We start from the raw sequence: 25,153 nt of genomic DNA on the forward strand, positions 1-25,153 counted from the left end.
AATTTAGTTCGTTTTTACTCTTTTCTCAAAATACTTTCTCAAGGCATTAGCCAGCAGATTCACCAACAGGATAATCATAATCAATACCAATGCCGTGCCATAAGCCAGCGGCAGTTGTGCCTCCATATCCGTTCCACTGGTGGAAATCACATACAAATGGTAAGGCAAGGCCATACACTGATCCAAAATGCCGGTAGGAAGTTGCGGCAGGAAGTATGCGGCACAAGTAAACAGAATCGGCGCCGTCTCTCCCGAAACACGCCCCAAGGCGAGAATCAACCCAGTGATAATGTTTGGCATACCCATCGGCAAAATAACATGCCATATCGTCTGCAACTTCGTCGCTCCCAATGCCCTGCTACCTTCACGCATACTGTCGGGAATGGCTTTCAAGGCTTCCTCCGTTGTCCGGATGACCAAAGGTACGCAAAGCAAACCTAATGTCAAAGAACCTGCCAGAATACTATCACCAAACCCCATATAATTGACAAACAGCGCCATACCGAACAATCCGAATACGATGGAAGGAATACCGCTCAAGTTATTGGTCATCACCCGGATAAAGCGTACCGACCTGCCTTTCGGCGCATACTCATTCATATAAATTCCACTCATCACCCCTATCGGAAATGCAAATAGTGCACTTCCCACCATCAGGTAGAAGGTACCGACAATAGCCGGCCAGATACCGCCACCTGTCATTCCGTCCGTAGGAGCCGAAGTGATAAAATCCCAACTGATAGCACCGATTCCCTTATAGATGATAAATCCCAGAATCGCAAACAATATCAATACAATGCAAAGACTCAACAACCGGAAAATCCCGAAAGCAAATTTCTGCGAACGGTGTTTAGCTTTATTATTACTCCGTATTTCCATCTTATTTACTACGTTTTAATCCTTTAGAAGAAATATATTCCACACTAAAGTTGATAATCAATGTAATGAAGAACAGTACGACACCCAACAGGAACAATGCCTGATAGTGCGGACCACCTGCAGGAGCCTCTCCCAGTTCGGCGGCAATCGTAGCCGGAATGGTACGTAAAGGCTCAAGAATAGTTGTCGGAATCACAGCCGCATTACCGGTCACCATCAATACCGCCATCGTCTCCCCGATAGCACGTCCGATGCCAAGTACCACGCCGGATGTAATACCCGAAATAGAATAAGGAATTACGACCTTATATATAGTCTGCCATTGAGAAGCCCCCAACGCCAGACTCGCTTCCCGCATTGCACGCGGACAGTTACGCATCGCATCTTCCGTCACCGTTATGATGGTAGGCAATGCCATAATGGCCAGTACGAAACTCCCTGCCAGGCCGCTCTCTCCCACCGGAAGATTACACAACTTCTGAATCAACGGAACGATGACAATCAACCCGAAAAAGCCATAGACCACGGAAGGAATACCGCTCAGCAGTTCGATAATCGGTTTCAGCCAGTTCCGCACTTTCGGGTTTGCCACTTCAGATATATAGATAGAAACCGAAAGCCCGAACGGCAAAGCAAAAAGAATGGCGAACAGACTCACCCACAACGTACCGGTAATCAACGGCAGGAAGCCGAATTGAGCTGCCGGAGTGGCCGTAGGAAACCATTCGGCACCCGCAAATACATCTTTCACGGAAATGGTGTTATCCTCTATGAAATGCACCGCGTCCGGATGAACAATAAACTTCTGCGGAACAAAAGCTACGATACCCGGTGTTTTCTCTACCAGTTCCGTAATCTTGTCGCCTGCATATTCATAAGCAGGTCCCAGCTCCTCTTCCGTATAATACTGCGTTATATCCTCCAAACGAAAAACCCGGATAGGGAGATCTTCCCCGCCGAGTTCCTTCCAGTTTGTGATCTCCTCATCAAAAACATTTTTTATCTGTGCAGGGCTCAACACACTAACTTTGTTGCTCTTATTCAGCGCCAACACATATCCCTCTTCAATCACCTTACTCTTGAACAGCCCGAAAGCTTCCGTGAAAAGGAAGAGCACAATCAGCAGAATAGTAATACTTGTCACGAAACCGCTACAAGTCAACATTCCTTCTATAATCCTTTCAAATACCTTTTTCATACCTACTATGATTTCTGATGCAAAGAAAGCGTCTCTTTATTAAGGAGATGTGACTAACGTTTGAAGGAAATGTTTCAATCATGTTACGTTTGTGTTACAAGTATCATTTCCATTCCGGATGAAATGGAAATGTAATATCCGATTGCTTAATTTGCAAAGTCAATAAAAAGAAGAAATATGAAAGTGAGAAGAAACTTATTAATCGCCCTTTCCTTACTCTCGCTCGGTGCCAACGCACAACGTATAAAAGGTAGCGACACGGTACTGCCTGTCGCACAACAGACAGCAGAGCGGTTTATGAACCAGCATCCGGATGCCCGTGTCACTGTAACCGGTGGCGGAACCGGTGTGGGTATCTCCGCTTTAATGGATAATACAACGGACATTGCAATGGCTTCCCGCCCGATCAAGTTCAGCGAGAAGATGAAAATTAAAGCGGCAGGAGAAGAAGTAAACGAAGTGATTGTTGCCTACGACGCCCTCGCCGTGGTGGTGCATCCCTCTAATCCGGTGAAACAGCTGACCCGCCAACAACTGGAGGATATTTTCCGGGGGAAGATAACCAACTGGAAACAGGTAGGCGGAGACAACCGAAAAATAGTAGTCTACTCGCGTGAAACATCGTCCGGTACTTACGAATTTTTCAAAGAGAGCGTACTGAAAAATAAAAACTACATGGCAAGCAGCCTTTCCATGCCGGCAACAGGTGCTATTATCCAGTCTGTCAGCCAGACCAAAGGAGCCATCGGATATGTAGGACTGGCCTACGTGTCTCCCCGTGTCAAAACGCTTTCCGTGTCTTATGACGGAAGCCACTACGCCACCCCTACGGTAGAGAATGCCACCAACAAAACCTACCCTATCGTCCGGCCGCTTTACTACTATTACAATGTAAAAAATAAGGAACAAGTTAACCCCCTGATTCAGTTTATTCTTTCATCCGACGGACAGGACATTATAAAAAAGAGCGGTTATATTCCGGTTAAATAAAAAAAATGTCCTACTTTTGTAGCCTAAATACAGATAACATTAACCGTTATGACAGATATTAAAAACGAAGAAGCAGGCGAAAAGAAAAGCTTGAACTTTATTGAACAGGCAGTAGAGAAAGACTTGAAAGAAGGTAAAAATGGTGGAAAAGTGCAGACGCGTTTCCCGCCCGAGCCCAACGGCTATCTTCACATCGGCCATGCCAAAGCTATTTGCCTTGATTTCGGCATCGCAGAAAAACACGGCGGTGTATGTAACCTTCGTTTCGACGACACAAACCCTACCAAGGAAGATGTGGAATATGTAGAAGCTATCAAAGAAGATATCCAATGGCTAGGCTACCAGTGGGGAAATGAATACTACGCTTCCGACTACTTCCAACAATTATGGGACTTCGCTATCCGCCTGATTCAGGAGGGAAAAGCATATATCGACGAACAGAGTTCCGAACTGATTGCACAGCAGAAAGGTACTCCTACCCAACCGGGTGTGGAAAGCCCTTACCGGAACCGTCCTATCGAAGAGAGCCTCGAACTTTTTAAGAAAATGAATAGCGGCGAGATCGAAGAAGGCGCCATGGTGCTCCGTGCCAAGATTGACATGGCTAATCCGAATATGCACTTCCGCGATCCGATTATTTACCGTGTAGTGAAACACCCGCACCACCGTACGGGTACTACCTGGAAAGCTTATCCGATGTATGACTTCGCCCACGGACAGAGTGACTTCTTCGAAGGAGTGACTCATTCTCTGTGCACACTTGAATTTGTGGTACACCGTCCGCTTTACGACCTCTTCATCGATTGGTTGAAAGAAGGAAAAGACCTGAACGACAACCGTCCCCGTCAGACTGAATTCAACAAACTGAACCTAAGTTACACCCTGATGAGCAAACGTAACCTGCTCACACTGGTGAAAGAAGGATTGGTAAACGGATGGGACGACCCTCGTATGCCGACGATCTGCGGTTTCCGCCGTCGCGGTTATTCACCGGAGTCCATTCATAAGTTTATCGATAAAATCGGATATACCACTTACGATGCCCTGAACGACATCGCCCTGTTGGAAAGCTCTGTCCGGGATGATTTGAACAGCCGTGCTACCCGTATATCTGCAGTAATCAACCCGGTTAAACTGATTATCACCAACTATCCGGAAGGACAGGTTGAAGAACTGGAAGCAATCAACAATCCGGAAGATCCGGAAGCAGGAAGTCACCTGATCGAGTTCAGCCGCGAATTGTGGATGGAGCGCGAAGACTTCATGGAAGACGCTCCCAAGAAATATTTCCGCATGACACCGGGGCAAGAAGTACGTCTCAAAAATGCTTATATCGTGAAATGTACCGGTTGCAAGAAAGACGAAAACGGTGTTATCACAGAAGTATATTGCGAATATGACGCAAATACCCGCAGCGGCATGCCGGATGCGAACCGCAAGGTGAAAGGTACGCTCCACTGGGTAAGCTGCAACCACTGCCTGCAAGCAGAAGTACGTTTGTACGACCGTTTGTGGAAAGTGGAAAATCCACGTGACGAACTGGCCGCCATCCGCGAAGCAAAAAAATGCGAAGCACTGGAAGCCATGAAAGAAATCATTAATCCGGATTCATTGAAAGTTCTGCCCAACTGCTACATAGAGAAGTTCGCAGCTACCCTGCCTCCACTCTCCTATCTGCAGTTCCAACGGATCGGTTACTTTAATATTGACAAAGAATCAACCTCGGATAAACTAATCTTCAACCGTACAGTAGGGTTGAAAGACACATGGGGTAAGATTAATAAATAACTAAGCTTTCAAGCTTAACTTTACAATGGGGCTGTGTCAAAAGGATCATCATCTGAACTTTTGCAACAGCCCCATCTTAGCAATTAAAAATCTAAAAGTAAAATGGGTAGAAAAAATTCGCCATCAGCAAAAAAGGAACTAGTCACACTAATCACAAACTACGAAGAAGCAAAAGCAGAAAACCGACAACTTTATCTGGATGCTGACCAATTGGCCGACATCGCCGACTGGTATGCCTCCGAACGAAAATTTGAAGAAGCACAAGAAGTAATCACTTATGGACTTAAAATACATCCGGGAAACACAGATTTGCTTATAGAACAAGCATATCTTTACCTGGATACCCAAAAGCTGCAAAAAGCAAAAAAAGTAGCGGATTCGATTACCGAAGAATTTGATTCCGAAGTGAAACTGCTGAAAGCCGAACTATTGCTGAATGGAGGAAAACTGGAGGAAGCTCAATGGCTGTTAAGCACAATAGCGGATGCCGACGAGCTGGAAACAATCATTGATGTTGTATTTCTCTATCTGGACATGGGATACCCGGACGCAGCCAAAGAATGGCTCGACAGAGGTAAATCCCGTTATACCGAAGATGAAGAATACATGGCTCTCACAGCCGATTATCTGGCATCGACCCATCAGGTAGAATCAGCCATCATCTATTACAATAAACTCATTGACAAATCTCCATTCAACCCTTCCTACTGGATGGGACTGGTGAAATGTTACTTTGTCCAGGAACAAATAGACAAAGCCATCGAAGCCTGTGATTTCGCATTGGCAGCCGACGATCAGTACGGGGAAGCTTATGCCTACAAGGCACATTGTTTCTTCTATCTGAACAATTCGGATGATGCCATCGAGAATTACCAAAAGGCGATTGAGCTCAAAGCCATTCCCCCCGAACTGGGTTACATGTTTATGGGAATATCCTACGGTAATAAAGAAGAATGGCAAAAAGCCGATGACTATTACGACAAAGTGATCGAACGTTTTGAAGAAGACGGAGACAAGCAGTCTATTTTATTGATAGACACCTATACCAGCAAAGCATTCGCCCTCTCTCACCTGGAAAGGTATAAAGAGGCGCATGAGTTATGCGAGAAAGCCAAAGAGATAAACCCGAACGAGGGATTGATTTATCTGACAGAAGGAAAACTATACCTGGCAGAGGAACTAGAAGACGAAGCTGCCATCTCTTTCGAAAAAGCGATAGAGATCAATCCGAACATAGAAATGTGGTATATGATTGCCTCTGCTTATTCGGAAAGTGACTATCTGATCGAAGCGAAAGAATACTTTGAAAAAGTGTACCAGATAAATCCGAAATACGAAGATGTGACGGAGAAATTGAGTGTTCTTTGCCTCATGCACGGTGAAATCGACAACTTCTTTAAATATAACAAGGAATGTGAACATCCACTGGAAGAAGACATGATCCTGGATCTGTTGAACAGTCCCGAACACAGAGAAGAAGACGAAAGAACTCTCAAAGAAGTGTGGGAACGCATGAAAAAAGAGAATAAGAAAAAAACAAAAGGAAAAAAATAAATCAATTTATAAATTCTATCCTCAAAAAACATGGAATCAGTAGCAGAACTTCTTAAATGGGTATTAGAAAACTTGAACTATTGGGTAGTCACTATTTTTATGGCTATCGAAAGCTCTTTTATTCCCTTCCCCTCGGAAGCCGTAGTACCCCCTGCCGCATGGAAAGCTATGGCAGACGACAGTATGAATATCTTTCTCGTTGTCCTATTTGCAACTATAGGAGCAGATATCGGTGCATTAGTTAATTATTACCTGGCACGTTGGTTGGGTCGTCCTATTATCTATAAATTCGCTAACAGCCGTTTAGGGCACATGTGCCTTATTGACGAAGAGAAAATACACCATGCAGAAGAATATTTCAGAAAGCACGGTGCAGCCTCTACTTTCTTTGGCCGTCTTATTCCGGCTGTACGCCAACTTATCAGTATTCCCGCAGGGTTAGCCGGCATGAAAATAGGTCCTTTCCTGCTTTATACAACTCTCGGCGCTGCTATATGGAACAGCATATTAGCTTTGCTCGGATACCTGATTTACCGTTTTACAGACCTCAAAACGACTAACGATGTCTATGTAATGGCCACCGAATACAGTCACGAAATCGGCTATGTCATTATAGCAGTGGTGGTAATTGTAATCGTTTTTTTGGCTTATAAAGGGCTGAAAAAAAGAAAATAAGTAGTAAAATACTCATTGCAAAGCCACAGAGGACGCAGAGAACACAAAGCAAGAACATAGAGTTACCGGGGCATCCATTATTGTAAATCGGCTATTACCCGTTAAATTCTTACTTCTTTGTGTATTCTACGTCCTCTGTGGTTTATTTTTTGTGGTAGATAAGAGCTAATTAGAAATTAAACTGAACTCCTACTCCCAATATCTCTTTAAATTGCACACGAGCACCTTTTGTACCATCCTTTTGCACGATTTTCACATCATCGTCATACATCAGGTTAGTAGTAAGTGTGGTTGAGAACCATTTATTGATAATCATATTTACTTGTACTTCCCAGTTCACATCTATATTCAGCGGCTTATGCAGATAATCGGAATATAGATCCAAACGTGAATATACCGTCATATTTTTCAAGAATTCATATTTGGCTTCTCCTTTCAAGTTAGCACCGAAGCTGGATAATAGATGTTTGCCCGGATCCACTCCATAAGCTCCTTCGTCAGAGAGACGGTCATTGAGTACAAATGTTCCGCGCCACGCAGCAGGAGACAATACAACGGTAAATATCTTACCCGGATCATACGTAAAGCCCAAACCGGTAGTCAAATAGGCAGGAGCCATAAATTCGGAGATAGCAATGTCTTTATTGACGGAGTAGTCATATCCTGGAGAAAACTGTGTCTGGAAAGTGGCGAACGCACTGGCATACCAACTTTTGGCAATAGCATAGCCATAATTCGTATTCAAATAGATTTTATCATTTGCTTTCCTGGTTCCGTCGTCACCGGTCTTATTTAATCCATAAGCCAGTTCGATACGATTATTCCACAGATGTTTTCCTTTCTTATAATTAATCTGATAAGTGCCCTGCAAGTCAAAGGCAACGGAGTTATCACCTCCGGCAGCCCAATTAGTGAGGCTCACTTGCGTTAGTTTCAGTCCGGCAAATCCTTCTTTTGTCCAGGGAGAAATTTGTGTACTATCGGCAGTTTGGGCCGACAAGGTTCCAACGCCCATACATAACAGGGCGATGAATAGAGTTTTCATTTTGTTCATGATAGTTGAGGTTTAGTGTAGAAAAAACACAACCTAACAAGAACGGAGCCTTGGCAGTTTACCAAGCCTTTTTACCAGTTCCCATTAGGTCAAAATCTTTAAGATAAGTAGCAGGCTTAAGTATTAAGTATTAGCCATATTCGTTTATTAGCTGCAACTAATAGTTAATACCTAATACTTAATACTCCATATTCTATATTACTTTACAGCAGCTAAGGCTTTGTCATAATCAGGCTCCTGGGTGATTTCAGGAACAAGTTCCGTATATGCAATTTTGCCATCTTTGCCAATCACAACTACCGCACGCGCCAAAAGTCCTGCTAACGGACCATCTGCCATACGCACTCCGTAACTTTCGTCGAAATCAGAGAAGCGGAAATCAGACAATGGAATTACATTTTCAATACCTTCTGTCGTACAGAAACGGCCGTGTGCAAAAGGAAGATCCTTAGAAATAGCCAATACTACCGTATCTTTCAATCCGGCAGCCATTTTATTAAACTTACGTACAGAAGTTGCACATACGCTGGTATCCAGACTAGGGAAAATATTTAAAATCACATTTTTACCATTTAAATCTTTCAGAGAGAAAGAAGATAAATCTGTTTTTACCAGCTCGAAGTCAGGAGCTACCTTACCTACTTGTATAAATTCACCGATCAGTTTCACCGGTTGTCCTTTGAAATTTGTTGTTGCCATAATGCATGTATATTTAAAATTTACTTTATATAGGAAACAACTATTCCCCCAAATATGTTCACGGAAAACCTTTTCTAAATTCAATTTGTTATTCCTCAACGAAATCACTCTAGTGTTCAATTTAAAATATAAAATGTATGGAAACTGTATTCAATGAGATTCAACATTCAGTAAAAAATTGGTGGACTTCTCTTCTTTTGGGAATCGTGTATATCATTGTAGCCCTTTGGCTCATGTTCTCACCCGTAAGCACCTATGTAGCTCTAAGTATCATTTTCAGTGTATCGATGCTGATAAGCGGTATTCTGGAAATCATCTTCGCTCTTAGCAACCGGAAAGGTGTCCCGAGCTGGGGGTGGTATATCGTAGGAGGACTCATCGACCTCGTTCTGGGTATTTACCTGATTGCCTATCCGATGGTCAGCATGGAAGTTATCCCTTTCATCATAGCCTTCTGGCTTATGTTCCGAGGGTTCTCCTCCACCGGCTATTCCATCGACCTGAAACGTTACGGAACCCGCGACTGGGGCTGGTACATGGCTTTCGGTATTCTTGCCATCCTGTGCTCTCTTTTAATATTATGGCAACCCGCCATAGGAGCGCTCTACGCAGTGTATATGATTTCTTTTGCTTTCCTCATCATCGGACTTTTCCGTGTCATGCTTTCATTTGAATTAAAGAATCTGCATAAAAGAAAATAAAAAGCTTTCGGCACTTACTTTGGGATTTTGTTTATCTTTGTAGGCAATTTACATAAATCAATTAATTAAAAAGGAAGAAAATTATGGCAATGCATACATGGTTTGAGTGCAAGATCCGTTATGAAAAAGTAATGGAAAACGGAATGCAGAAGAAAGTAACTGAACCTTATCTTGTTGACGCACTCAGTTTTACAGAAGCAGAAGCACGGATTATTGAAGAAATGACTCCGTTTATCTCCGGAGAATTTACCGTTTCGGATATTAAACGTGCCAACTATAGCGAACTTTTCCCTAGCGACGAAGAAAGTGCCGACCGCTGGTTCAAATGCAAACTTATTTTCATCACTCTGGATGAAAAAAGCGGTGCTGAAAAAAAGACTTCCACCCAAGTACTGGTACAAGCTGCCGACTTGCGCGACGCAGTCAAGAAGCTGGATGAAGGAATGAAAGGAACCATGGCAGATTATCAGATCGGTATGGTATCCGAGACTCCGCTCATGGATGTATATCCTTACAGCGCCGAACCGAATGACAAACCGGAGTTTGACCCATCAAAAGCATAAGTAACAATGAGTATTGCTGACAATTTAAAGCAAGTGCTGGCCGAACTCCCTCAAGGAGTCCGGCTGGTTGCTGTCTCAAAATTCCATCCCAATGAAGCGATAGAAGAAGCATATCAGGCGGGACAGCGTATTTTTGGAGAAAGCAAAGTGCAGGAAATGACAGCTAAATACGAAAGTTTGCCCAAAGACATTGAATGGCATTTCATCGGACACCTGCAGACGAACAAAATCAAATACATGATACCATACGTAGCGATGATTCATGGAATTGATAGTTATAAACTGCTGGCCGAAGTCAACAAACAAGCTGTCAAAGCGGGACGTACAGTGAACTGCCTATTGCAGATTCACGTTGCGCAGGAAGAAACCAAATTTGGTTTCAGTCCCGAAGAATGTAAGGAGATGTTGAATGCCGGAGAATGGAAAGAGCTGACTCATGTACGCATCTGCGGATTAATGGGGATGGCCAGCAACACCGATTGCATTGAACAAATCAACCGGGAATTTGGTTTACTAAATAGGCTCTTTAACGAGATAAAAACAACTTGGTTCATCCACTCCGATACTTTCTGCGAGCTGTCGATGGGAATGTCACATGACTACCACGAAGCCATTGCCGCAGGAAGTACGCTGGTACGGGTAGGAAGCAAGATTTTCGGAGAACGAATTTATTAATCAGGAGTAAAAAACATATTGCTATGACCGATTTAAAAACTACTTTCGCAGGGCTTTCCCTTAGAAACCCTATCATTATCAGTAGCTCGGGGCTGACCAACAGTGCCGGCAAAAACAAAAAATTGGCCGAAGATGGTGCCGGTGCAATTGTTCTGAAATCACTGTTTGAGGAACAGATCATGCTGGAAGCAGACCAACTGAAAGATCCGGCTTTCTATCCGGAAGCCAGTGACTATCTGGAAGAATATATCCGTGAGCACAAGCTATCCGAATACCTGACTTTAATAAAAGAAAGTAAGAAGGTATGCCCCATTCCTATCATTGCCAGCATCAACTGCTACACTGATTCCGAATGGATTGACTTTGCAAAGATGATTGAAGAAGCCGGTGCCGACGCATTGGAAATCAATATCCTTGCCCTGCAATCGGAAGTGCAATATACATACGGTTCATTCGAACAACGCCACATCGATATTCTCCGCCACATTAAAAAAACAATCAAGATACCTGTAATCATGAAACTGGGTGATAACCTGACAAATCCTGTGGCATTAATCGATCAGTTGTATGCCAACGGTGCAGCAGCAGTTGTTCTCTTCAACCGTTTCTATCAGCCGGACATCAATATCGAAAAGATGGAGCATATTTCAGGCGAAATATTCAGCAATGCTTCCGACCTCGCCATTCCGCTTCGTTGGATCGGAATTGCGTCTGCAGTAGTAGACAAGATCGACTATGCAGCTTCCGGTGGTGTTGCCAATGCAGAATCAGTAGTGAAAGCTATCCTTGCCGGTGCTTCGGCTGTAGAAGTTTGTAGCGCAGTCTATCTAAATACAAATGCATTCATCGGAGAAGCCAACCGCTTCCTCTCTGCATGGATGGAACGCAAAGGGTTCAGGAATATAGCTCAATTCAAAGGCAAACTGAATATTAAGGATGTTCAGGGTGTTAATACATTCGAACGTACACAGTTCCTGAAATATTTCGGAAAGAAAGAATAAGGAAAAAGTATACTAAATCAATAAAGAAAACGGTGAACAAATTGTGCTATTTGCAACAGGATGTTCACCGTTTACTTTTTTAATCACTTATTAATTTATCTCGCTTAGCAGAGAAATCTGTTATAACAGGTTGCTTGCCAGTTCACTCAATTCACTTCGTTCACCTTTCAGCAAATTGACGTGTGCAAAGATATTCTGGTCTTTCATACGATCAATCATATATACCAAGCCATTGGACTGACTATCCAGATAAGGTTGGTCAATCTGCTGGATATCTCCCGTAAATACCATCTTCGTACCTTCGCCTGCACGGGTGATGATTGTCTTTATTTCATTCGGGGTCAGATTCTGCGCTTCGTCAATGATGCAATACATTTCGCTCAAACTACGACCACGGATAAATGCCAGAGCTTCAATCACCAGCTGCTCGCTTTTCTGCATATCTTCTATGCGCTTCACTTCGGTAGAGTTTGTAGCAAACTGACGTTTTATGACGTTCAGGTTATCAAACAACGGCTGCATATAAGGAGCTACTTTTTCCTGTGCGTCTCCCGGAAGGAAACCGATATCCTTATTGGAAAGCGCCACAACGGGACGTGCCAGCAAAATCTGTTTGTAATCCGTCAGCTTGCCCAAAGCAGCAGCCAAAGCCAGCAAAGTCTTACCTGTTCCCGCTTTTCCTGTCAGAGCCACCAGTTTGATGTTCGGGTCATTCAGAATCTCAAAAGCAAAACTCTGTTCCGCATTCCGTGGTTCGATTCCATAATTCTTACCCTTCATCACACGGATAATAGAATGGGTAAAAGGATTGTAGCGTGCCAATACACTATTCCGGTCACTCTTCAATACAAAACATTCATTGGGATGAATCAAATCCTTAAAGTCAAATTCACTCAAGTCAATGCCTTCCTTTGAAGAATAAATACGGTCGATCAATGCCGGATCTACATTTTCAAAAATCTCATTAGATTTCTCGAACACATCTACATTTACCACCTTATCCGTAATATAATCTTCGCAAAGCAGACCGATTGAACGGGCTTTCATGCGCAGATTCACATCTTTGGTCACTAAGATAGATTTCATTTTCGGATACTTGTCGGTCAAGTATTCGGTTGCCGCCAAAATCAAATGGTCGGGTTTCTTTATAGGAAACGATTCCCACACTTTGGCAGCCGGCACATTGCTTGTCACGACAAACAGACGTCCCAATCCTTCGCCAAGCTTCACTCCGTCGGAGAAAAGCTCGTCGCTTGTCAGCACATCCAATTCGCGCACGAACTCACGAGCATTGAAATTTATCTGCTCGTTTCCTTTTTTGAACTTATCCAGTTCTTCGAGTACAACAAGAGGGAGGTAAATATCATTTTCCTGAAAATTCTTCAAGCAATTGTAGTCGTGAAGAATAACATTTGTGTCTAGCACAAAATTTTTCTTAGTTCCCATGATTTCTTAGATTTAAATGTTGATATTTGCAATCTCATTCGCCAATCCCCCATTTATAGTCAGATTGACGGTTCTAAAGATAAACAAATTAGTGGGCAATAAAGATTGCCCGACGTTAAATATTATAAAACATGGACTATCAGAACACTTTAAAGTACTTATATGAGAGTGCGCCAATGTTTCAACAAATAGGAGGCAAAGCATATAAGCCGGGTTTAGAGACCACACACAAATTGGACGAACATTTTGGGCATCCTCATCAACAATTCAAGACGATACATATCGCCGGAACCAATGGAAAAGGATCCTGTTCACATACCATCGCAGCCGTATTGCAGTGCGCCGGTTACCGGGTAGGACTATTCACCTCCCCTCATTTAATCGACTTCCGCGAACGTATCCGTATCAACGGTGAGATGATACCGGAAGAGTATGTAGTCAATTTCGTAGAAGAGCATCGCTCTTTCTTCGAGCCGCTGCACCCTTCATTCTTCGAACTGACCACCGCTATGGCATTCCGTTATTTTGCCGACCAGAAAGTAGATGTAGCAGTTATCGAAGTAGGCATGGGCGGAAGATTGGACTGTACGAATATCATCCATCCGGATTTGTGTGTTATCACCAACATAGGCCTCGACCACACCCAATATCTGGGTGACACGCTGACGAAGATTGCCAAAGAGAAAGCCGGAATTATCAAAGAAGGAGTTCCGGTCGTTATCGGCAGAGCCCAAGGGGCAGTGAAACGTGTATTTACCATGAAAGCTAAAGAAAAGAATGCGCCTATCGAATATGCCCGTGAAAATGCCCGGTACTGGGACATGGAAATAGTTCCTTATTCGAAATTGCAAGAAATAAGACCGATGATGGACAACACAATTCAGAGCATGCACGAAATGATCGAAGCAATGGACGAACAATCAGAAGAAGAGGCAAACCAGATGCGGCAAGCATTACTCATGTTAGACCTGTCAGACAGTCTACGTACGCTAGACCAGATACTCGACAAAAGAAAAGATGCTATCAAAATCCACAATGAGATGTTTCCTTTCGGACTTTTCACAGAGTTGAGCGGAGCTTACCAATTCGAAAATATGTTTACCATCCTAAAAGCCCTTGCGACACTGACCCGTCTGAACTACAACATCAGATCCCAGGACTATCGCGCAGGTCTTGCAAACGTATGTCAGTTCACCGGTCTGATGGGGCGTTGGCAGAAAGTACACAGCTATCCGGATATTATCTGTGACACGGGACATAATGTTGATGGAATCGAATATATCCATGTACAGCTCAATGCCATTCACAAAACCTTCGATCAGGAGATCCATATTGTATTCGGCATGGTCAATGACAAAGACATCCGGGGGGTTCTGCGAGCATTGCCGAAATATGCCACCTATTATTTTACCAAAGCAAGCGTTAAACGCGCGCTTCCGGAAAATGAACTACTGGCATTGGCAGAAGAAGCCGGATTGAAAGGTACCACCTACCCCACTGTTGTAGAAGCTGTACAGGCGGCAAAAAAGAACTGCCCCCCCAAAGATCTGATCTTTGTAGGAGGCAGCAGTTTCATTGTCGCAGATTTGTTAGCGAACCGCGATACACTCAATCTCTACTAACGCATCCTTTGGCAGAGCTTTTACGGCAACCGCCGAACGTGCCGGAAAGGCTCCGTCAAAATACGTGGCATACACACCGTTCATCCCTGCAAACAGGGACATATCCTGAAGAAAGACAGTGGTTTTGGCAATGTTTCCCATTGTCAATCCTGCTTCTTCAAGAATGTGTTTGATATTCTCCAACGACTGGCGAGCCTGTCCTTCTATCCCTTCAGCCATCTGTCCCGTAGCGGCATCAATAGGCAACTGACCGGACACAAATACCATACCATTGGCTTCTATCGCCTGACTATAAGGGCCGATAGCCCCCGGAGCTTTCTCACTGCAAATTACTTTTTTCATATATATTTCTTTTTTCTGTTTACCGAATTTCAAAGATAAAAATAAATTTCGAGTAAGATTGACAAATCTGTTTCTTTTTATTATCTTAGCAGCTGATGAGCAAGCATAATTACGACATATTCATAAGTTACCGTAAAAGATGTTCGGGCGACAAGCCTGAAATGCTACAACTGATGCTGGAAGAATCCGGATTCCGCAAAAGGGTGAGCTTTGATAAAGACAATTTAAACGGTCGGTTTGATGTTGAGTTGATTCGCCGTATTGATGAGTGCAAAGACTTCATTATGTTTATGGTGCCGGAGACGTTTACAACGATCCGCCCGCTCAATGAAGAAGCGGTCGAGACAGGCGAAAAAGCAACATGGGACATGGAAGAAGTGGCTTTCTACGAACGGATGGCATCCTTGACCTATGAAGAGTTTGAAACGGAAATTAAGCAGATCAGCCATACCGGAGAAATCGATTTTGTCCGGATAGAATTAGGCCGTGCGTTACACCACCGGAGTAGAAACCCCAAACAGATAAATATCATTCCGATTGCTCCGCAGGAAAGTGAAAGCTATGATTTCGCCACCCTGCAACTACCACCGGACATTAGCGGATTAAAAGATTTTCAAGCTGTATTTTACAGCAACTCACGAGTAGCCCGATTCAAAGATATAAAGGGTGACCTCCTGAAACAAATGTTATCAAAACCTTCTTATGTATCTGCCAAATGGCTTGTGATGACTTTCATTGCTCTATCATTAATAGTAGCAGGAAGCAAAACTTATACTTCCATCCAAAGAACGGCAGAACAAAAACTGGAATTCAAGGATTGCCGCACTTATGACGATTATAGTAGTTTCATAAAGAAACACCCGGACAGTTCTTTGAAATCTACATGCGACTCCATCCTGCATGAATTCAATGCACTCCGGAATGACGGACGCGCTTCCGTAAACAACACCGGAAACAGGGATATAAAAGACAGAGAGAAAGAATGGGTAGACGTAAAATGGAATCCCACAATCACACTGCCCCAGCTCCGCTCCCTGGTGGACATGATGAATAATATGCTGCTGATTCCGGCCAAAAACAAAGAATTCATCATGGGGAAAACTATGGGAAAAGGATATGACTCACCGCAGCACACCGTTGTATTAAGTTCCGATTATTATATGTGTAAATACGAAGTAACACGTTCGTTGTGGTATGCCATTATGAATGACTCCATTGTTACGGAAGAAGGCATGCTGCCTATGACACATATAACGTGGAATGATGCAGAGGCCTTCACCAAGAAACTGAACAAGCTCACCGGTTTACCTTTTTCCCTCCCTACGGAGGCGCAATGGGAGTATGCAGCCGCCGGAGGCGAAAGCTATCCTTATGCCGGTTCAGACAACATTCGTGATGTAGCTTACTATGCCTCCAATGCTAATGAACACCTGCATCCCGTTGGCGAGAAACGCGAAAACGGATTCGATTTATACGACATGTCAGGCAACGCCGCCGAATGGTGTACAGACTGGATGAGCCGGTATGAAAATACACGGGTCACAGATCCCCAAGGTCCGGCAGAGAATCCCGGACACCATAAAAAGATAGTGAGAGGAGGCAGCTACCTGGCCAACGAACGTGATATGGACATTCGCCATCGTAGCGTACAGACTTACGATACATCAGAACCACATATCGGATTTCGTGTGGTACTTAATCCTATTCAATAACACTATGAATGCAGAATAAAAATGAGCAGGAAAACTATTTTCAGAGTATTCATCCTCCTGTTTTTTTCCATCGGAGGGCAAATGAGTGCCAATGCACAGACAACGACACCCTTTGAAACGGTGTTCGACGCCTGTAAGAAAGCATGTGAAGCATTGGACGGCGGATTTGCCAGTGGCGAACAACTGCTGGCAGTAAGCAAAACGCTGCGTGATGCAGCCCCTATCCCATTAACCGTCAAACAAACCCAGGGCGATGTTTTGAGCCTGAAAGGACATCTGGTATTTGACTACGAATTCATTCAAGCCTGCGTTGATAATGAAACAATCTATGAAATTGCGGACAAGTATGCAGCAGAAGCGAGGATGAGAGGTGATAAGGACTCCACCAACAAAGTAAGATTAGATACCAAAATGGTGGCTGCCGGTCAGACCTGTACTTTCGAGATTCCGAGCTGTTCGGGAACCTCGCAGATAGGCTGTGTGGCAGAGGTGAATCGCTCTTTCAGTTGGAAAATAAAGACAATCGGTTATCAATCGAAAAGTGAACGGGAATACAAATGTAATGACAGTGTCCGGAAAGGTCTTCCTTTCCGTAAAGAAAAGGTTAGCTCGGACGAACGGTATAAAATCATCGTCTCGATCACCAATAAAAGCAAGAGAGACGGGAGCTTTGCCTTGATCTTATTTTAATCCACTAAAATCTCTATTATATGCGACAATTCATTCTATCTCTATTAGCCTGTCTATGTCTGACAGCCTACTCACAGACTACAAGCCAAGCCGACCTACTGGTTGAAGAAGCTCAAAAACTAGAAAGTAAACAAGATTACCCAACTGCCATTACCAAACTGAAACAAGCGGACGAATTATATGTCAAAACGGGAAAGACACAGAGTGCGGAACGCGCTACCTGCCTGCACATTCTCGGCCGTTGTTATCTGAATCTGGAACGTCCCGAAGGACTAACCTATACACAAATGGCAGCAGATATGCGCAAGACCATACTGGGCGAAACAAATATCAAATACATTTCCTCCCTGAACAACACAGGACTCTACTACCTGACTGTTGCAAAAGACTATCCTAAAGCAGCAGAAATTCATGGCAAGACATGGGAACTGTGCAGTCGCATTCAGCCCCGTCCTGAACAGGCATTCATGTTTCATATCAATCTCGCCCGCTGCTACATAGCTTTAGGAGAAATGGACAAAGCAAGTGCCATCGTAGAAGAGGAAATAGCCATCAGTAAAAAGATGTATGGCGAAAAGTCCCTTTCAGTTGCCCGTCAACTCCAGCAGATAGGTTCGTTGTACTACCTGTCGGGACGTAAAGATGTAGGAGTCACTTATTATGAGCAGGCCTTCAACATCTTTCCTGACGATTCAAAAGAATACGAGCAACTTCTCGATTGGATATCATCCATCTACGTGGAACTGAACAATCAGCCGAAAGTATTAGAATACATGAAATTGGTAGAAGCTCACAATAAAAAAGAATTGGAAAAGCCTTGCGACGAACCTGATTGCCTGACCGAGCGTGCCCAGTATTTTGCCAGCATAGGTAACAATGATAAGGCAAGGGCACATTTTCTGGATGCTTTAAAGAAATGCGATGTGAATACTGATAAGGAGATTGTTTTTAAAGTACGCCACAACTATGCGCAATTTCTTTCCGGAATACAAGATCACGCATCTGCCGGCGAATACTACGAACTGGCAGCAGACATCCTTCGCAACAATCCTGCCGAACAGGCTAAATTTGCATTGGAATCTTATCTGGGCGGACTCAATTATAGCATTGCCGCCAAGTATGAGGCCTCCAATCGTATGCTCAACCAGGCACTGTCGGTTTATGCACAGATGTTGCCGGACAGACTGGACAAATATGTAGACGCCTCCGTTGCATTGTGCCGTAACTACGGATTCACCAAGGAGTACGGAAAAGCCCTCGAAATACTCACAAAAGCCGAAAAACTGCTTCCGACGGGTGATAAGTCAGATAAGATGGGGGAAATTCTGCGTTCCAGAGGCAGTATCTTATACCGACAAAAACAATATGCAGAAGCAGCAGCAAACTACCAACAGGCTGCAGACATTTACAAAATTCTTCCCGGCAGTGATGTAAAATATCAGGATGCACTTAGCAGTCTGAATCGTTGCCACACCATGATGGGCAATGAGACAGCAGCCAGGCAGACAGAACAGGATGCCGAACGTCAACGAATGGCGGTTTTAAACAGGCTATTGAAAGAGAATCTTGAACAATTGGACGCTTATCGCCTGCAATGGGGAGAAGACGGTTTGATGTATGTCTCCGCATTAGGGACTATCGCTGACATCTACTATACCCAAGGACAGACCGACAAGGCATTAGCCTATATGGAACCTTTCCTCTCCAGCGAAACAACCGCGCTGCGTAATCTTTTCCGTCTCTCGAAAGCCGATGAACGCCTGGCATTCTGGAAGGATATCCGTTCCTCACTGGACAGTATTCCCCTCCGTGCAGCCAATATCGCCGCAACAGGTACACCTGAACAAAAACAACGTTTTGCCCGGTTAGGTTACGATGCATTATTGTTTTCAAAAGGTATTATGCTCAATTCGTCTATTGAACTGGAGTCTCTGATCCGCGCTTCGGGAGATAAATCCCTGCTCGACCAATACAACAAGGCTACCCTTATGGCGGAACAAATTTTATCCATGCAAAGTGAACTCCCGAATGCAACCAATCAGACGGAAGCACGGAAAAATATCATCCGCCAGAAAGAGGAGTATGAACAGCTGCAACTGGACTTGATGCGAAAATCTACTGATTTCGGCGACTATACCCGTTATCTTTCCGTCAAATGGCAAGACGTACAAAAGCATCTGCATGGAAACTCCATCGCCATAGAATTTGCTCTCATAGACGATGAATTACTAGCTCCGGACAAACACCTGACCGCTTTCGTACTTCGTCCGGGTGACGTGTCTCCCACCGCAATCAAGTTAATGAGTCAGAAATTGCTATCGAAAGAGATACAATCGCCTACTGCTTTCACCACAACCGAAAACAGGGCACATTTCTGGAAAGCGCTGGATGAATATATCAGCAAAGCGGACACTATTTATTTTTCACCAGACGGGATACTTCATCAGTTACCTGTAGAATATCTTCCGTATGGAGCGGGTAACCTGCCGTTAGCATTCCAGAAAGCCGTCTATCGTTTATCGTCAACAAAAGAAATCGCACTCGACAAAGCTTCACTGAACTACTCATCAGCCGCACTTTTCGGAGGATTAGACTACGAAATGGCTTCAACCAAAGTTCGCAATATTGTTTCTACAGATCATAACTCCGGGAAATTCCGTAACGGACAGAATGGGTATCATGAGTTACCATATACGCTCAATGAAGTAAATAACGTAAATTCCCTATTGAAAGAAAAGAAGATTAAAACCAATCTATTCGTAGGTGAAAACGGAACGGAAAAGCAGTTCCGGGCACTCGACGGCAAAGCTGTTTCGTTGATTCACATAGCTACTCACGGAGACTATAAAGAATTGAAGCAACGTGAAGCCGATGATGCGATGAAGCATTGCTTCCTGATTATGTCCGGCGCCAATGCCACGGAAGAGAATAATGACGGACTGCTCCGTGCAGATGAAATCAGTACACTAAACCTCCGCGGTTGTCGTATGGTTGTTCTTTCTGCCTGCAACACCGGTCAAGGTACTCTTGGTGCGGATGGTCTTTTCGGTCTTCAACGAGGCTTTAAGAATGCAGGAGTACAAACCATCCTCATGACACTTTCAGCTGTTGACGACCAGGCCTCCATGCTTCTCATGACTAAATTCTATGAGAACATCATTTCAGGGTTATCCGAACGACAGGCTCTTATAAAAGCGCAACAGTACCTTCGTGAGAACGGATATGCAGACAGTAAATATTGGGCACCATTTATCTTGTTGGATGCAGGCAGATCGCCTATTCCTCATCCTTCGAAATCTTGAACCCTAGTTTCATAATCAGTTTCAAGGTTTCCACCGAAGAATTTCTGTCGTACACCTTTTCTTCTTCAGGCAATTCTTCATACGGGACCAGGCACGGATGCTGCTTCAACACATCATCCCGCTTTTTTCCATACGTCCAACCTTGTTCTATTCTGGTTTTCGACCAGACTTCATGAACATTCTTAGCCATCTCTTCTACCAAATATTCCAACTCCTTCGGGAGTTGGATATGTCCTGTATCCACCGGATTGGGAATATACTCTTTCATTTTATGATTCATTATTTATATATTAGCGGAACAATTTCCAATCTATCTTTTTACCACAATGACTGCAATAGATTTGGTCCATAAAAATAGACGCACCACATTCACAGACTTTGGCATCACCTTCATTCTTCAATTTTCTCATCAGCTCATTATGAAGAGCCGTATCGCCCTGTTTGATAATACTATACCCCAGCTTTTTCATCAGCTTGATCGTATCAAACGCCATACGTCGATCATATTCTTTTTCCGAATAAGGAAGCATGGAATAAGGCACCATGTCCGGAGTCTCTTTCTTCTCGTCATCCCTCTGCGGTCCATAAGTCCATCCCTCTTCCTGGCGCTGGTCGGCCCAGATTTCGTGCGCATTTTCAGCAATGGCTTCACGCAATTCAATCAAATCAGTGCTCAATTCAACATCTTCCAGATCAATAGGCCGCGGATTATAATCCAGATCAGGCACTTTCACTCTCGCAAGATACGCTTTTGCATCATTCCATGCCGCAATAAAGTGATCCTTGGGATAGGCCGTACTTTCCTCTCCTGTTGCAGGATCATAAAGCGTCACTTCCTCTTCATTTACATCAAGCACTACTGCTGCATGATAAGCAATTTCCTCCTCACTATTTCCCGGCAACCGGCAACTATTTACCACAACAATCGCATCATGTCCGGCCTTGAGGGCACGTATGACACTGTCAATACTGGAACCATAACTGCGCATCACAATCAATCCGCGTTGTTCGAGCAGGCGGCCTACACTATGCAAAGGAGTTCCCCTCTCCCTCAACCAACTGTTATTCCTGGCCTCCTCCGAGAGTTCATCCGAATTATATTCAATCTTTCTACGTTTCAAAATAAACTGCTCACACTGGAAATCACAAAGATTACCTTCCGATTTGGCTGCCATCTGCGCCATTGGCAGGAAGTCCGTTTCTTCATCATCAGCTCCCATCATGGCATCCAACTGTTGAGACAAGATAAATTCCTCTTGCAAACTTTCATCAGTCGCCAGATATTCAAGTACCAAAGCTGTTTCTTCAGCATTCGTCTTACCTTCTTCAAAAGCAGCCAACAATTCTTCGGTTATCATATTTTTATCTTTTGTTTTCATACTTCTTCTTATCATTCATAGCTAAGTGAGCCAATGCTGCCAGCGCACGCTTTTTAATATTGTACAGATTAGCAACAGTTATTCCCATAGATAATGCTAAAAATTCAGGTTCGACCTCTTTGAGTACTAATTCCCTGATGACCATCACATACCGCTTATTCGACATCAGATCGAACAAACGTTCCAAATCAATCTTTGCGGCTATTTTCGATTCAGAGTCGTCTATTTCTTCTTCATGATTCTGCTCATAAAGAGGCTCTTTACTCTCGTCTTCTATCATCTGTTCACGTTTTTTCCGGGAACAGAAAAAACGAATTGCCACAATCTTAATCCATGTTCCAATGGTGCTACGTCCCTCAAAATTACGAAGAACGGCAGCATCATTCTTCATTAGATGATAGTAGAGTTCGCTGATACATTCATCGTAATCAACCTGGTAATCAAATATCAGCTTAATTACATTGATAAACAACGGACGATATTTTATGTTGAAAAACCAATCGGTGATTTTTTCATCCCGATTGATTAATCCGTCGACTATTTCCTGATCTGTCATATAGTTAGTTCTTTTTCAATCTAAAACTTAGCTCAACCACACACTGGTCATAAGGGATGGTTTCCGGATATTTACTTCTTAAAATATCATTATCGACGATGCATTTATGCTTCTTCTGCTGAAAGTCTTTATCTCCGTCACACGTTACAAATCCTTGCAGTTCCATACATGCATTCCAACGCAAATGTTCGCACTTACTCAAATTATCAAATAATGTACTGGAAACAACGTCACAAACCTTAGAATAGTTCAATGTATGGGCATCACGCTGCGTCAGCTCAACCATCTCTTTCAATCTTTCCTTATTATCTTTGCCATCCTCTCCCATGGCCCCGGCTAAAAACTTTTTGGTATCGATATGCCATACATTAGCCCTATCCTGCTCTTCCTGATAAGCCAATTTAATTTGTGCATCCAAGCTATGCTTGTCCTGCAATGCCTCTCTACGCGCATTCCATTCTTCTTCCGCTGTTTGCTTCAGGCTTTCCTTCGCTTTCTTCTTCTCTTCAATTTCCTTCTCATTCGTTTCAGGCATTGCGTCAATCATAATTTTCTGATATGCATAATAAAATTCCTTTGCCAATACTTCAAGCACATCTGTCGATACCACATCGTACGAGAATATTTCTTCCTGCGCTCCAAAAGTTATGATTACATCCCGGGTATTGCCATAAATATTAAAATACTCTTTTATTTGCTTCAGCTGAATGGTGTTGCAACTTCCATTGACGCGCAGATAAATCCTAAAATCATTGAAACAATCCTTTCTATATCGATAGGCATATTCGTAGAGATCAATCGCCAATGCCATCCCTTCATTATCATTTCCTATAGCAATTACAACATAGTTTAGATCATGAATGATTTCAGAAAATTTTTCCCAAAAACGTTCGGAATGGATAGACATTTCTTCACACCATTCCAACTCATTTTTCCTCTCCTTCAAGGCAGGTGCTTTCATTAAAAAATCACCTTTCAATTCATCTATATGTTCATCAACCACATATATTTTTTGAGGGTTCCTATTGCCATTTACATCGATCAATGCCCCAAACTCATATAGAAAACGAAATGCATCACGTCCGGTTTCTCCAAAGCCAATAATCATCGACGTAAAAGGTTTCTTTACACAAGCCTTCGATGTATCGACATCTACAAAATTCACGGGGTGATTCCTCACATTCTTTTTTAATTGCAATACAGCAAGATTAGACGAGTCGATGATATGAATCTGATGTTTCAACCCATCACATATTTCCAACTTCTGGTTCTGGTTGTTCTTACGCGCATGGCAATAAATCTGAACCTGATTATGGACTCTATCTTCTTTACATTTCGCTATTTCCTTAAAAACAGACACCGCCTCCAGATTCAGTTCTTCATTGGGAGACAAGAAATAGAAAGTTGCCTGCGGGTACTTCTTGATTAGGTTTCCCAATCTCCTCAATCCGAGATATTTGTATAAATCAAATTCCGATTTGACTTTATCTATAACCCGGCCTGTGATTCCAAATTTAGAGTTAACCAGTATGCCGTCAAGCTCTTCTATCTTTTCTATGAATTTTTCAGTTCCGTCATGAGACGAATTAAAGAAATGACTGAATGTGAACCGGCCATGAGAACTGCTTTCATTAGCAGAAAGCAACCTCACAAAAATGAATTTACAATTCTCCCAACCTTCTTCATTCTTCCCCTTGGGCTCTGCCGCTTTTTTTCTTATGCTGTTAGCCAGCAGTATCGCATTATCATTGACATCCCAGAAAATAAACAGCCGGCATTTCTTCTTTCTTGAAAGATTCGCCGCACATAACCGCACCCATGAGATGAATCTGAATCCTAACAGTTTGATGATAAAAACCGCACTCACTATAACGGCCAGGAAATGTATCACAGAAAATATCGTCATGTAGAAAGGATCATGATGCAGATCTTCAGGAACCTCCAAAAGATCGGAATGCGAAGCGAACATTTCCATAGAAGACAGAGCAGACCTAAACGCCAACGCTATCGAATTACTGTCACTCCCTCCCTCATTAAAAGCGTACCAATATATCAGGAAACCTGCAATAAATACTGTACCTGCAATCCATTTCAGGTTATCCACTAAGAATTTCCGCTTCTTAAAAAGCAGGTATACTAAACCTATCCCGATAATGATTAACAAAAGGGTAGAATATCCCCATTGATTTAAAAAACAAGGGTCTGTCGCGTGCTGTGCATTGCATTCACCAGTTTGAGAGATTACTGTGCTTAACATATACATATTCGATAGATTGATTATTTATTCTACAAATTTATACAAAATATTGAATAACAAACAGATTAGT

At 43.2% G+C, this 25,153-nt stretch carries 22 protein-coding genes; 12 read left to right on the forward strand and 10 right to left on the reverse strand.

Translation table 11 applies throughout. The annotated features are described in order from the left end of the window. Window positions 1-3: 3 nt before the first annotated feature. Both pstA and pstC read right to left on the reverse strand, forming a co-directional pair. Complete coding sequence (gene pstA, locus Bovatus_RS06560; protein WP_004296657.1) at window positions 4-879, reverse strand: phosphate ABC transporter permease PstA; 876 nt, start codon at window positions 877-879, stop codon at window positions 4-6. A 1-nt stretch (window position 880) separates the two neighbouring features. Then, window positions 881-2,077 (reverse strand): phosphate ABC transporter permease subunit PstC, encoded by a 1,197-nt coding sequence (gene pstC, locus Bovatus_RS06565; protein WP_004296656.1) that lies wholly within the window; start codon window positions 2,075-2,077, stop codon window positions 881-883. A gap of 177 nt (window positions 2,078-2,254) precedes the next feature. On the opposite strand from pstC, the gene Bovatus_RS06570 reads away from it, so the two are divergent. The 4 genes from Bovatus_RS06570 to Bovatus_RS06585 all read left to right on the forward strand — a co-directional run bounded on the left by Bovatus_RS06570 (window position 2,255) and on the right by Bovatus_RS06585 (window position 7,084). Then, window positions 2,255-3,067 (forward strand): PstS family phosphate ABC transporter substrate-binding protein, encoded by an 813-nt coding sequence (locus tag Bovatus_RS06570; protein WP_004296655.1) that lies wholly within the window; start codon window positions 2,255-2,257, stop codon window positions 3,065-3,067. 48 nt (window positions 3,068-3,115) lie between these two features. Further along, complete coding sequence (locus Bovatus_RS06575) at window positions 3,116-4,855, forward strand: glutamine--tRNA ligase/YqeY domain fusion protein (RefSeq protein WP_004296654.1); 1,740 nt, start codon at window positions 3,116-3,118, stop codon at window positions 4,853-4,855. Between the two features lie 102 nt (window positions 4,856-4,957). After that, a complete protein-coding gene (locus Bovatus_RS06580) occupies window positions 4,958-6,409 on the forward strand; it encodes a tetratricopeptide repeat protein (protein WP_004296653.1) in 1,452 nt (483 codons plus the stop codon). Between the two features lie 30 nt (window positions 6,410-6,439). Further along, the gene (locus Bovatus_RS06585; RefSeq protein ID WP_004296652.1) at window positions 6,440-7,084 is read left to right on the forward strand and encodes a DedA family protein; all 645 of its coding nucleotides are present in this window, start codon (window positions 6,440-6,442) and stop codon (window positions 7,082-7,084) included. 169 nt (window positions 7,085-7,253) lie between these two features. On the opposite strand, the gene Bovatus_RS06590 is transcribed toward Bovatus_RS06585, so the two are convergent. Together Bovatus_RS06590 and tpx are read right to left on the reverse strand one after the other, a co-directional pair. Next, window positions 7,254-8,138 carry a DUF3078 domain-containing protein gene (locus tag Bovatus_RS06590; RefSeq protein ID WP_004296651.1) on the reverse strand — a complete coding sequence of 295 codons (885 nt, stop codon included), beginning with the start codon at window positions 8,136-8,138 and terminating at the stop codon, window positions 7,254-7,256. 198 nt (window positions 8,139-8,336) lie between these two features. Continuing rightward, window positions 8,337-8,837, reverse strand: coding sequence for a thiol peroxidase (gene tpx, locus Bovatus_RS06595; protein WP_004296650.1), 501 nt, complete (start codon window positions 8,835-8,837; stop codon window positions 8,337-8,339). 137 nt (window positions 8,838-8,974) lie between these two features. Here tpx and Bovatus_RS06600 point away from each other — a divergent pair, with 137 nt between their 5' ends. The 4 genes from Bovatus_RS06600 to Bovatus_RS06615 all read left to right on the forward strand — a co-directional run bounded on the left by Bovatus_RS06600 (window position 8,975) and on the right by Bovatus_RS06615 (window position 11,777). Continuing rightward, window positions 8,975-9,538 carry an HdeD family acid-resistance protein gene (locus tag Bovatus_RS06600; RefSeq protein ID WP_004296649.1) on the forward strand — a complete coding sequence of 188 codons (564 nt, stop codon included), beginning with the start codon at window positions 8,975-8,977 and terminating at the stop codon, window positions 9,536-9,538. Window positions 9,539-9,621: 83 nt separating this feature from the next. Continuing rightward, complete coding sequence (locus Bovatus_RS06605) at window positions 9,622-10,101, forward strand: DUF4494 domain-containing protein (RefSeq protein ID WP_004296648.1); 480 nt, start codon at window positions 9,622-9,624, stop codon at window positions 10,099-10,101. A gap of 6 nt (window positions 10,102-10,107) precedes the next feature. Continuing rightward, on the forward strand, window positions 10,108-10,776 hold the full coding sequence (locus tag Bovatus_RS06610; protein ID WP_004296647.1) for a YggS family pyridoxal phosphate-dependent enzyme: 669 nt from the start codon (window positions 10,108-10,110) through the stop codon (window positions 10,774-10,776). A gap of 23 nt (window positions 10,777-10,799) precedes the next feature. Then, window positions 10,800-11,777 (forward strand): dihydroorotate dehydrogenase-like protein, encoded by a 978-nt coding sequence (locus Bovatus_RS06615; protein WP_004296646.1) that lies wholly within the window; start codon window positions 10,800-10,802, stop codon window positions 11,775-11,777. 120 nt (window positions 11,778-11,897) lie between these two features. Here the strand turns inward: Bovatus_RS06615 and Bovatus_RS06620 are convergent, their stop codons facing one another. Continuing rightward, a complete protein-coding gene (locus Bovatus_RS06620; protein WP_004296645.1) occupies window positions 11,898-13,223 on the reverse strand; it encodes a PhoH family protein in 1,326 nt (441 codons plus the stop codon). Window positions 13,224-13,354: 131 nt separating this feature from the next. Between Bovatus_RS06620 and Bovatus_RS06625 the strand changes: the two genes are divergently transcribed. Then, on the forward strand, window positions 13,355-14,845 hold the full coding sequence (locus tag Bovatus_RS06625; RefSeq protein WP_004296644.1) for a bifunctional folylpolyglutamate synthase/dihydrofolate synthase: 1,491 nt from the start codon (window positions 13,355-13,357) through the stop codon (window positions 14,843-14,845). Here the strand turns inward: Bovatus_RS06625 and Bovatus_RS06630 are convergent. Continuing rightward, window positions 14,813-15,187 carry a RidA family protein gene (locus Bovatus_RS06630; RefSeq protein ID WP_004303886.1) on the reverse strand — a complete coding sequence of 125 codons (375 nt, stop codon included), beginning with the start codon at window positions 15,185-15,187 and terminating at the stop codon, window positions 14,813-14,815. The genes Bovatus_RS06625 and Bovatus_RS06630 overlap by 33 nt on opposite strands. Window positions 15,188-15,282: 95 nt before the next feature. Between Bovatus_RS06630 and Bovatus_RS06635 the strand changes: the two genes are divergently transcribed. From Bovatus_RS06635 to Bovatus_RS06645, 3 genes are read left to right on the forward strand one after another with little or no spacing between them, the layout of a single operon-like run. After that, window positions 15,283-16,899 carry a formylglycine-generating enzyme family protein gene (locus Bovatus_RS06635; RefSeq protein WP_004296642.1) on the forward strand — a complete coding sequence of 539 codons (1,617 nt, stop codon included), beginning with the start codon at window positions 15,283-15,285 and terminating at the stop codon, window positions 16,897-16,899. A gap of 21 nt (window positions 16,900-16,920) precedes the next feature. Then, entirely contained in the window at window positions 16,921-17,589 is a 669-nt protein-coding gene (locus tag Bovatus_RS06640) for a hypothetical protein (RefSeq protein WP_004296641.1), read from the forward strand. 20 nt (window positions 17,590-17,609) lie between these two features. Beyond that, complete coding sequence (locus Bovatus_RS06645) at window positions 17,610-20,891, forward strand: CHAT domain-containing protein (RefSeq protein ID WP_004296640.1); 3,282 nt, start codon at window positions 17,610-17,612, stop codon at window positions 20,889-20,891. Here the strand turns inward: Bovatus_RS06645 and Bovatus_RS06650 are convergent. The 4 genes from Bovatus_RS06650 to Bovatus_RS06665 are packed head-to-tail and all read right to left on the reverse strand — an operon-like array spanning window position 20,866 to window position 25,089. Further along, window positions 20,866-21,159, reverse strand: coding sequence for a RyR domain-containing protein (locus tag Bovatus_RS06650; RefSeq protein WP_004303891.1), 294 nt, complete (start codon window positions 21,157-21,159; stop codon window positions 20,866-20,868). The two genes, Bovatus_RS06645 and Bovatus_RS06650, sit on opposite strands and share 26 nt — an antisense overlap. A gap of 22 nt (window positions 21,160-21,181) precedes the next feature. Then, window positions 21,182-22,249, reverse strand: coding sequence for a RyR domain-containing protein (locus Bovatus_RS06655; protein ID WP_004310255.1), 1,068 nt, complete (start codon window positions 22,247-22,249; stop codon window positions 21,182-21,184). A gap of 4 nt (window positions 22,250-22,253) precedes the next feature. Further along, window positions 22,254-22,826, reverse strand: a complete 573-nt coding sequence (locus tag Bovatus_RS06660) for a sigma-70 RNA polymerase sigma factor region 4 domain-containing protein (RefSeq protein WP_004296637.1) — start codon at window positions 22,824-22,826, stop codon at window positions 22,254-22,256. 4 nt (window positions 22,827-22,830) lie between these two features. Next, entirely contained in the window at window positions 22,831-25,089 is a 2,259-nt protein-coding gene (locus Bovatus_RS06665) for a hypothetical protein (protein ID WP_004296636.1), read from the reverse strand. Window positions 25,090-25,153 lie beyond the last annotated feature (64 nt).

The organism is Bacteroides ovatus (assembly GCF_001314995.1).
GTDB classification, from domain to species: domain Bacteria; phylum Bacteroidota; class Bacteroidia; order Bacteroidales; family Bacteroidaceae; genus Bacteroides; species Bacteroides ovatus.

Bases quoted from the DNA above. Each gene is read 5' to 3' on its own strand.
- pstA (WP_004296657.1), bottom strand. From the start codon at position 879: ATGGAAATACGGAGTAATAATAAAGCTAAACACCGTTCGCAGAAATTT.
- pstC (WP_004296656.1), bottom strand. From the start codon at position 2,077: ATGAAAAAGGTATTTGAAAGGATTATAGAAGGAATGTTGACTTGTAGC.
- Bovatus_RS06570 (WP_004296655.1), top strand. From the start codon at position 2,255: ATGAAAGTGAGAAGAAACTTATTAATCGCCCTTTCCTTACTCTCGCTC.
- Bovatus_RS06575 (WP_004296654.1), top strand. From the start codon at position 3,116: ATGACAGATATTAAAAACGAAGAAGCAGGCGAAAAGAAAAGCTTGAAC.
- Bovatus_RS06580 (WP_004296653.1), top strand. From the start codon at position 4,958: ATGGGTAGAAAAAATTCGCCATCAGCAAAAAAGGAACTAGTCACACTA.
- Bovatus_RS06585 (WP_004296652.1), top strand. From the start codon at position 6,440: ATGGAATCAGTAGCAGAACTTCTTAAATGGGTATTAGAAAACTTGAAC.
- Bovatus_RS06590 (WP_004296651.1), bottom strand. From the start codon at position 8,138: ATGAACAAAATGAAAACTCTATTCATCGCCCTGTTATGTATGGGCGTT.
- tpx (WP_004296650.1), bottom strand. From the start codon at position 8,837: ATGGCAACAACAAATTTCAAAGGACAACCGGTGAAACTGATCGGTGAA.
- Bovatus_RS06600 (WP_004296649.1), top strand. From the start codon at position 8,975: ATGGAAACTGTATTCAATGAGATTCAACATTCAGTAAAAAATTGGTGG.
- Bovatus_RS06605 (WP_004296648.1), top strand. From the start codon at position 9,622: ATGGCAATGCATACATGGTTTGAGTGCAAGATCCGTTATGAAAAAGTA.
- Bovatus_RS06610 (WP_004296647.1), top strand. From the start codon at position 10,108: ATGAGTATTGCTGACAATTTAAAGCAAGTGCTGGCCGAACTCCCTCAA.
- Bovatus_RS06615 (WP_004296646.1), top strand. From the start codon at position 10,800: ATGACCGATTTAAAAACTACTTTCGCAGGGCTTTCCCTTAGAAACCCT.
- Bovatus_RS06620 (WP_004296645.1), bottom strand. From the start codon at position 13,223: ATGGGAACTAAGAAAAATTTTGTGCTAGACACAAATGTTATTCTTCAC.
- Bovatus_RS06625 (WP_004296644.1), top strand. From the start codon at position 13,355: ATGGACTATCAGAACACTTTAAAGTACTTATATGAGAGTGCGCCAATG.
- Bovatus_RS06630 (WP_004303886.1), bottom strand. From the start codon at position 15,187: ATGAAAAAAGTAATTTGCAGTGAGAAAGCTCCGGGGGCTATCGGCCCT.
- Bovatus_RS06635 (WP_004296642.1), top strand. From the start codon at position 15,283: ATGAGCAAGCATAATTACGACATATTCATAAGTTACCGTAAAAGATGT.
- Bovatus_RS06640 (WP_004296641.1), top strand. From the start codon at position 16,921: ATGAGCAGGAAAACTATTTTCAGAGTATTCATCCTCCTGTTTTTTTCC.
- Bovatus_RS06645 (WP_004296640.1), top strand. From the start codon at position 17,610: ATGCGACAATTCATTCTATCTCTATTAGCCTGTCTATGTCTGACAGCC.
- Bovatus_RS06650 (WP_004303891.1), bottom strand. From the start codon at position 21,159: ATGAAAGAGTATATTCCCAATCCGGTGGATACAGGACATATCCAACTC.
- Bovatus_RS06655 (WP_004310255.1), bottom strand. From the start codon at position 22,249: ATGATAACCGAAGAATTGTTGGCTGCTTTTGAAGAAGGTAAGACGAAT.
- Bovatus_RS06660 (WP_004296637.1), bottom strand. From the start codon at position 22,826: ATGACAGATCAGGAAATAGTCGACGGATTAATCAATCGGGATGAAAAA.
- Bovatus_RS06665 (WP_004296636.1), bottom strand. From the start codon at position 25,089: ATGTATATGTTAAGCACAGTAATCTCTCAAACTGGTGAATGCAATGCA.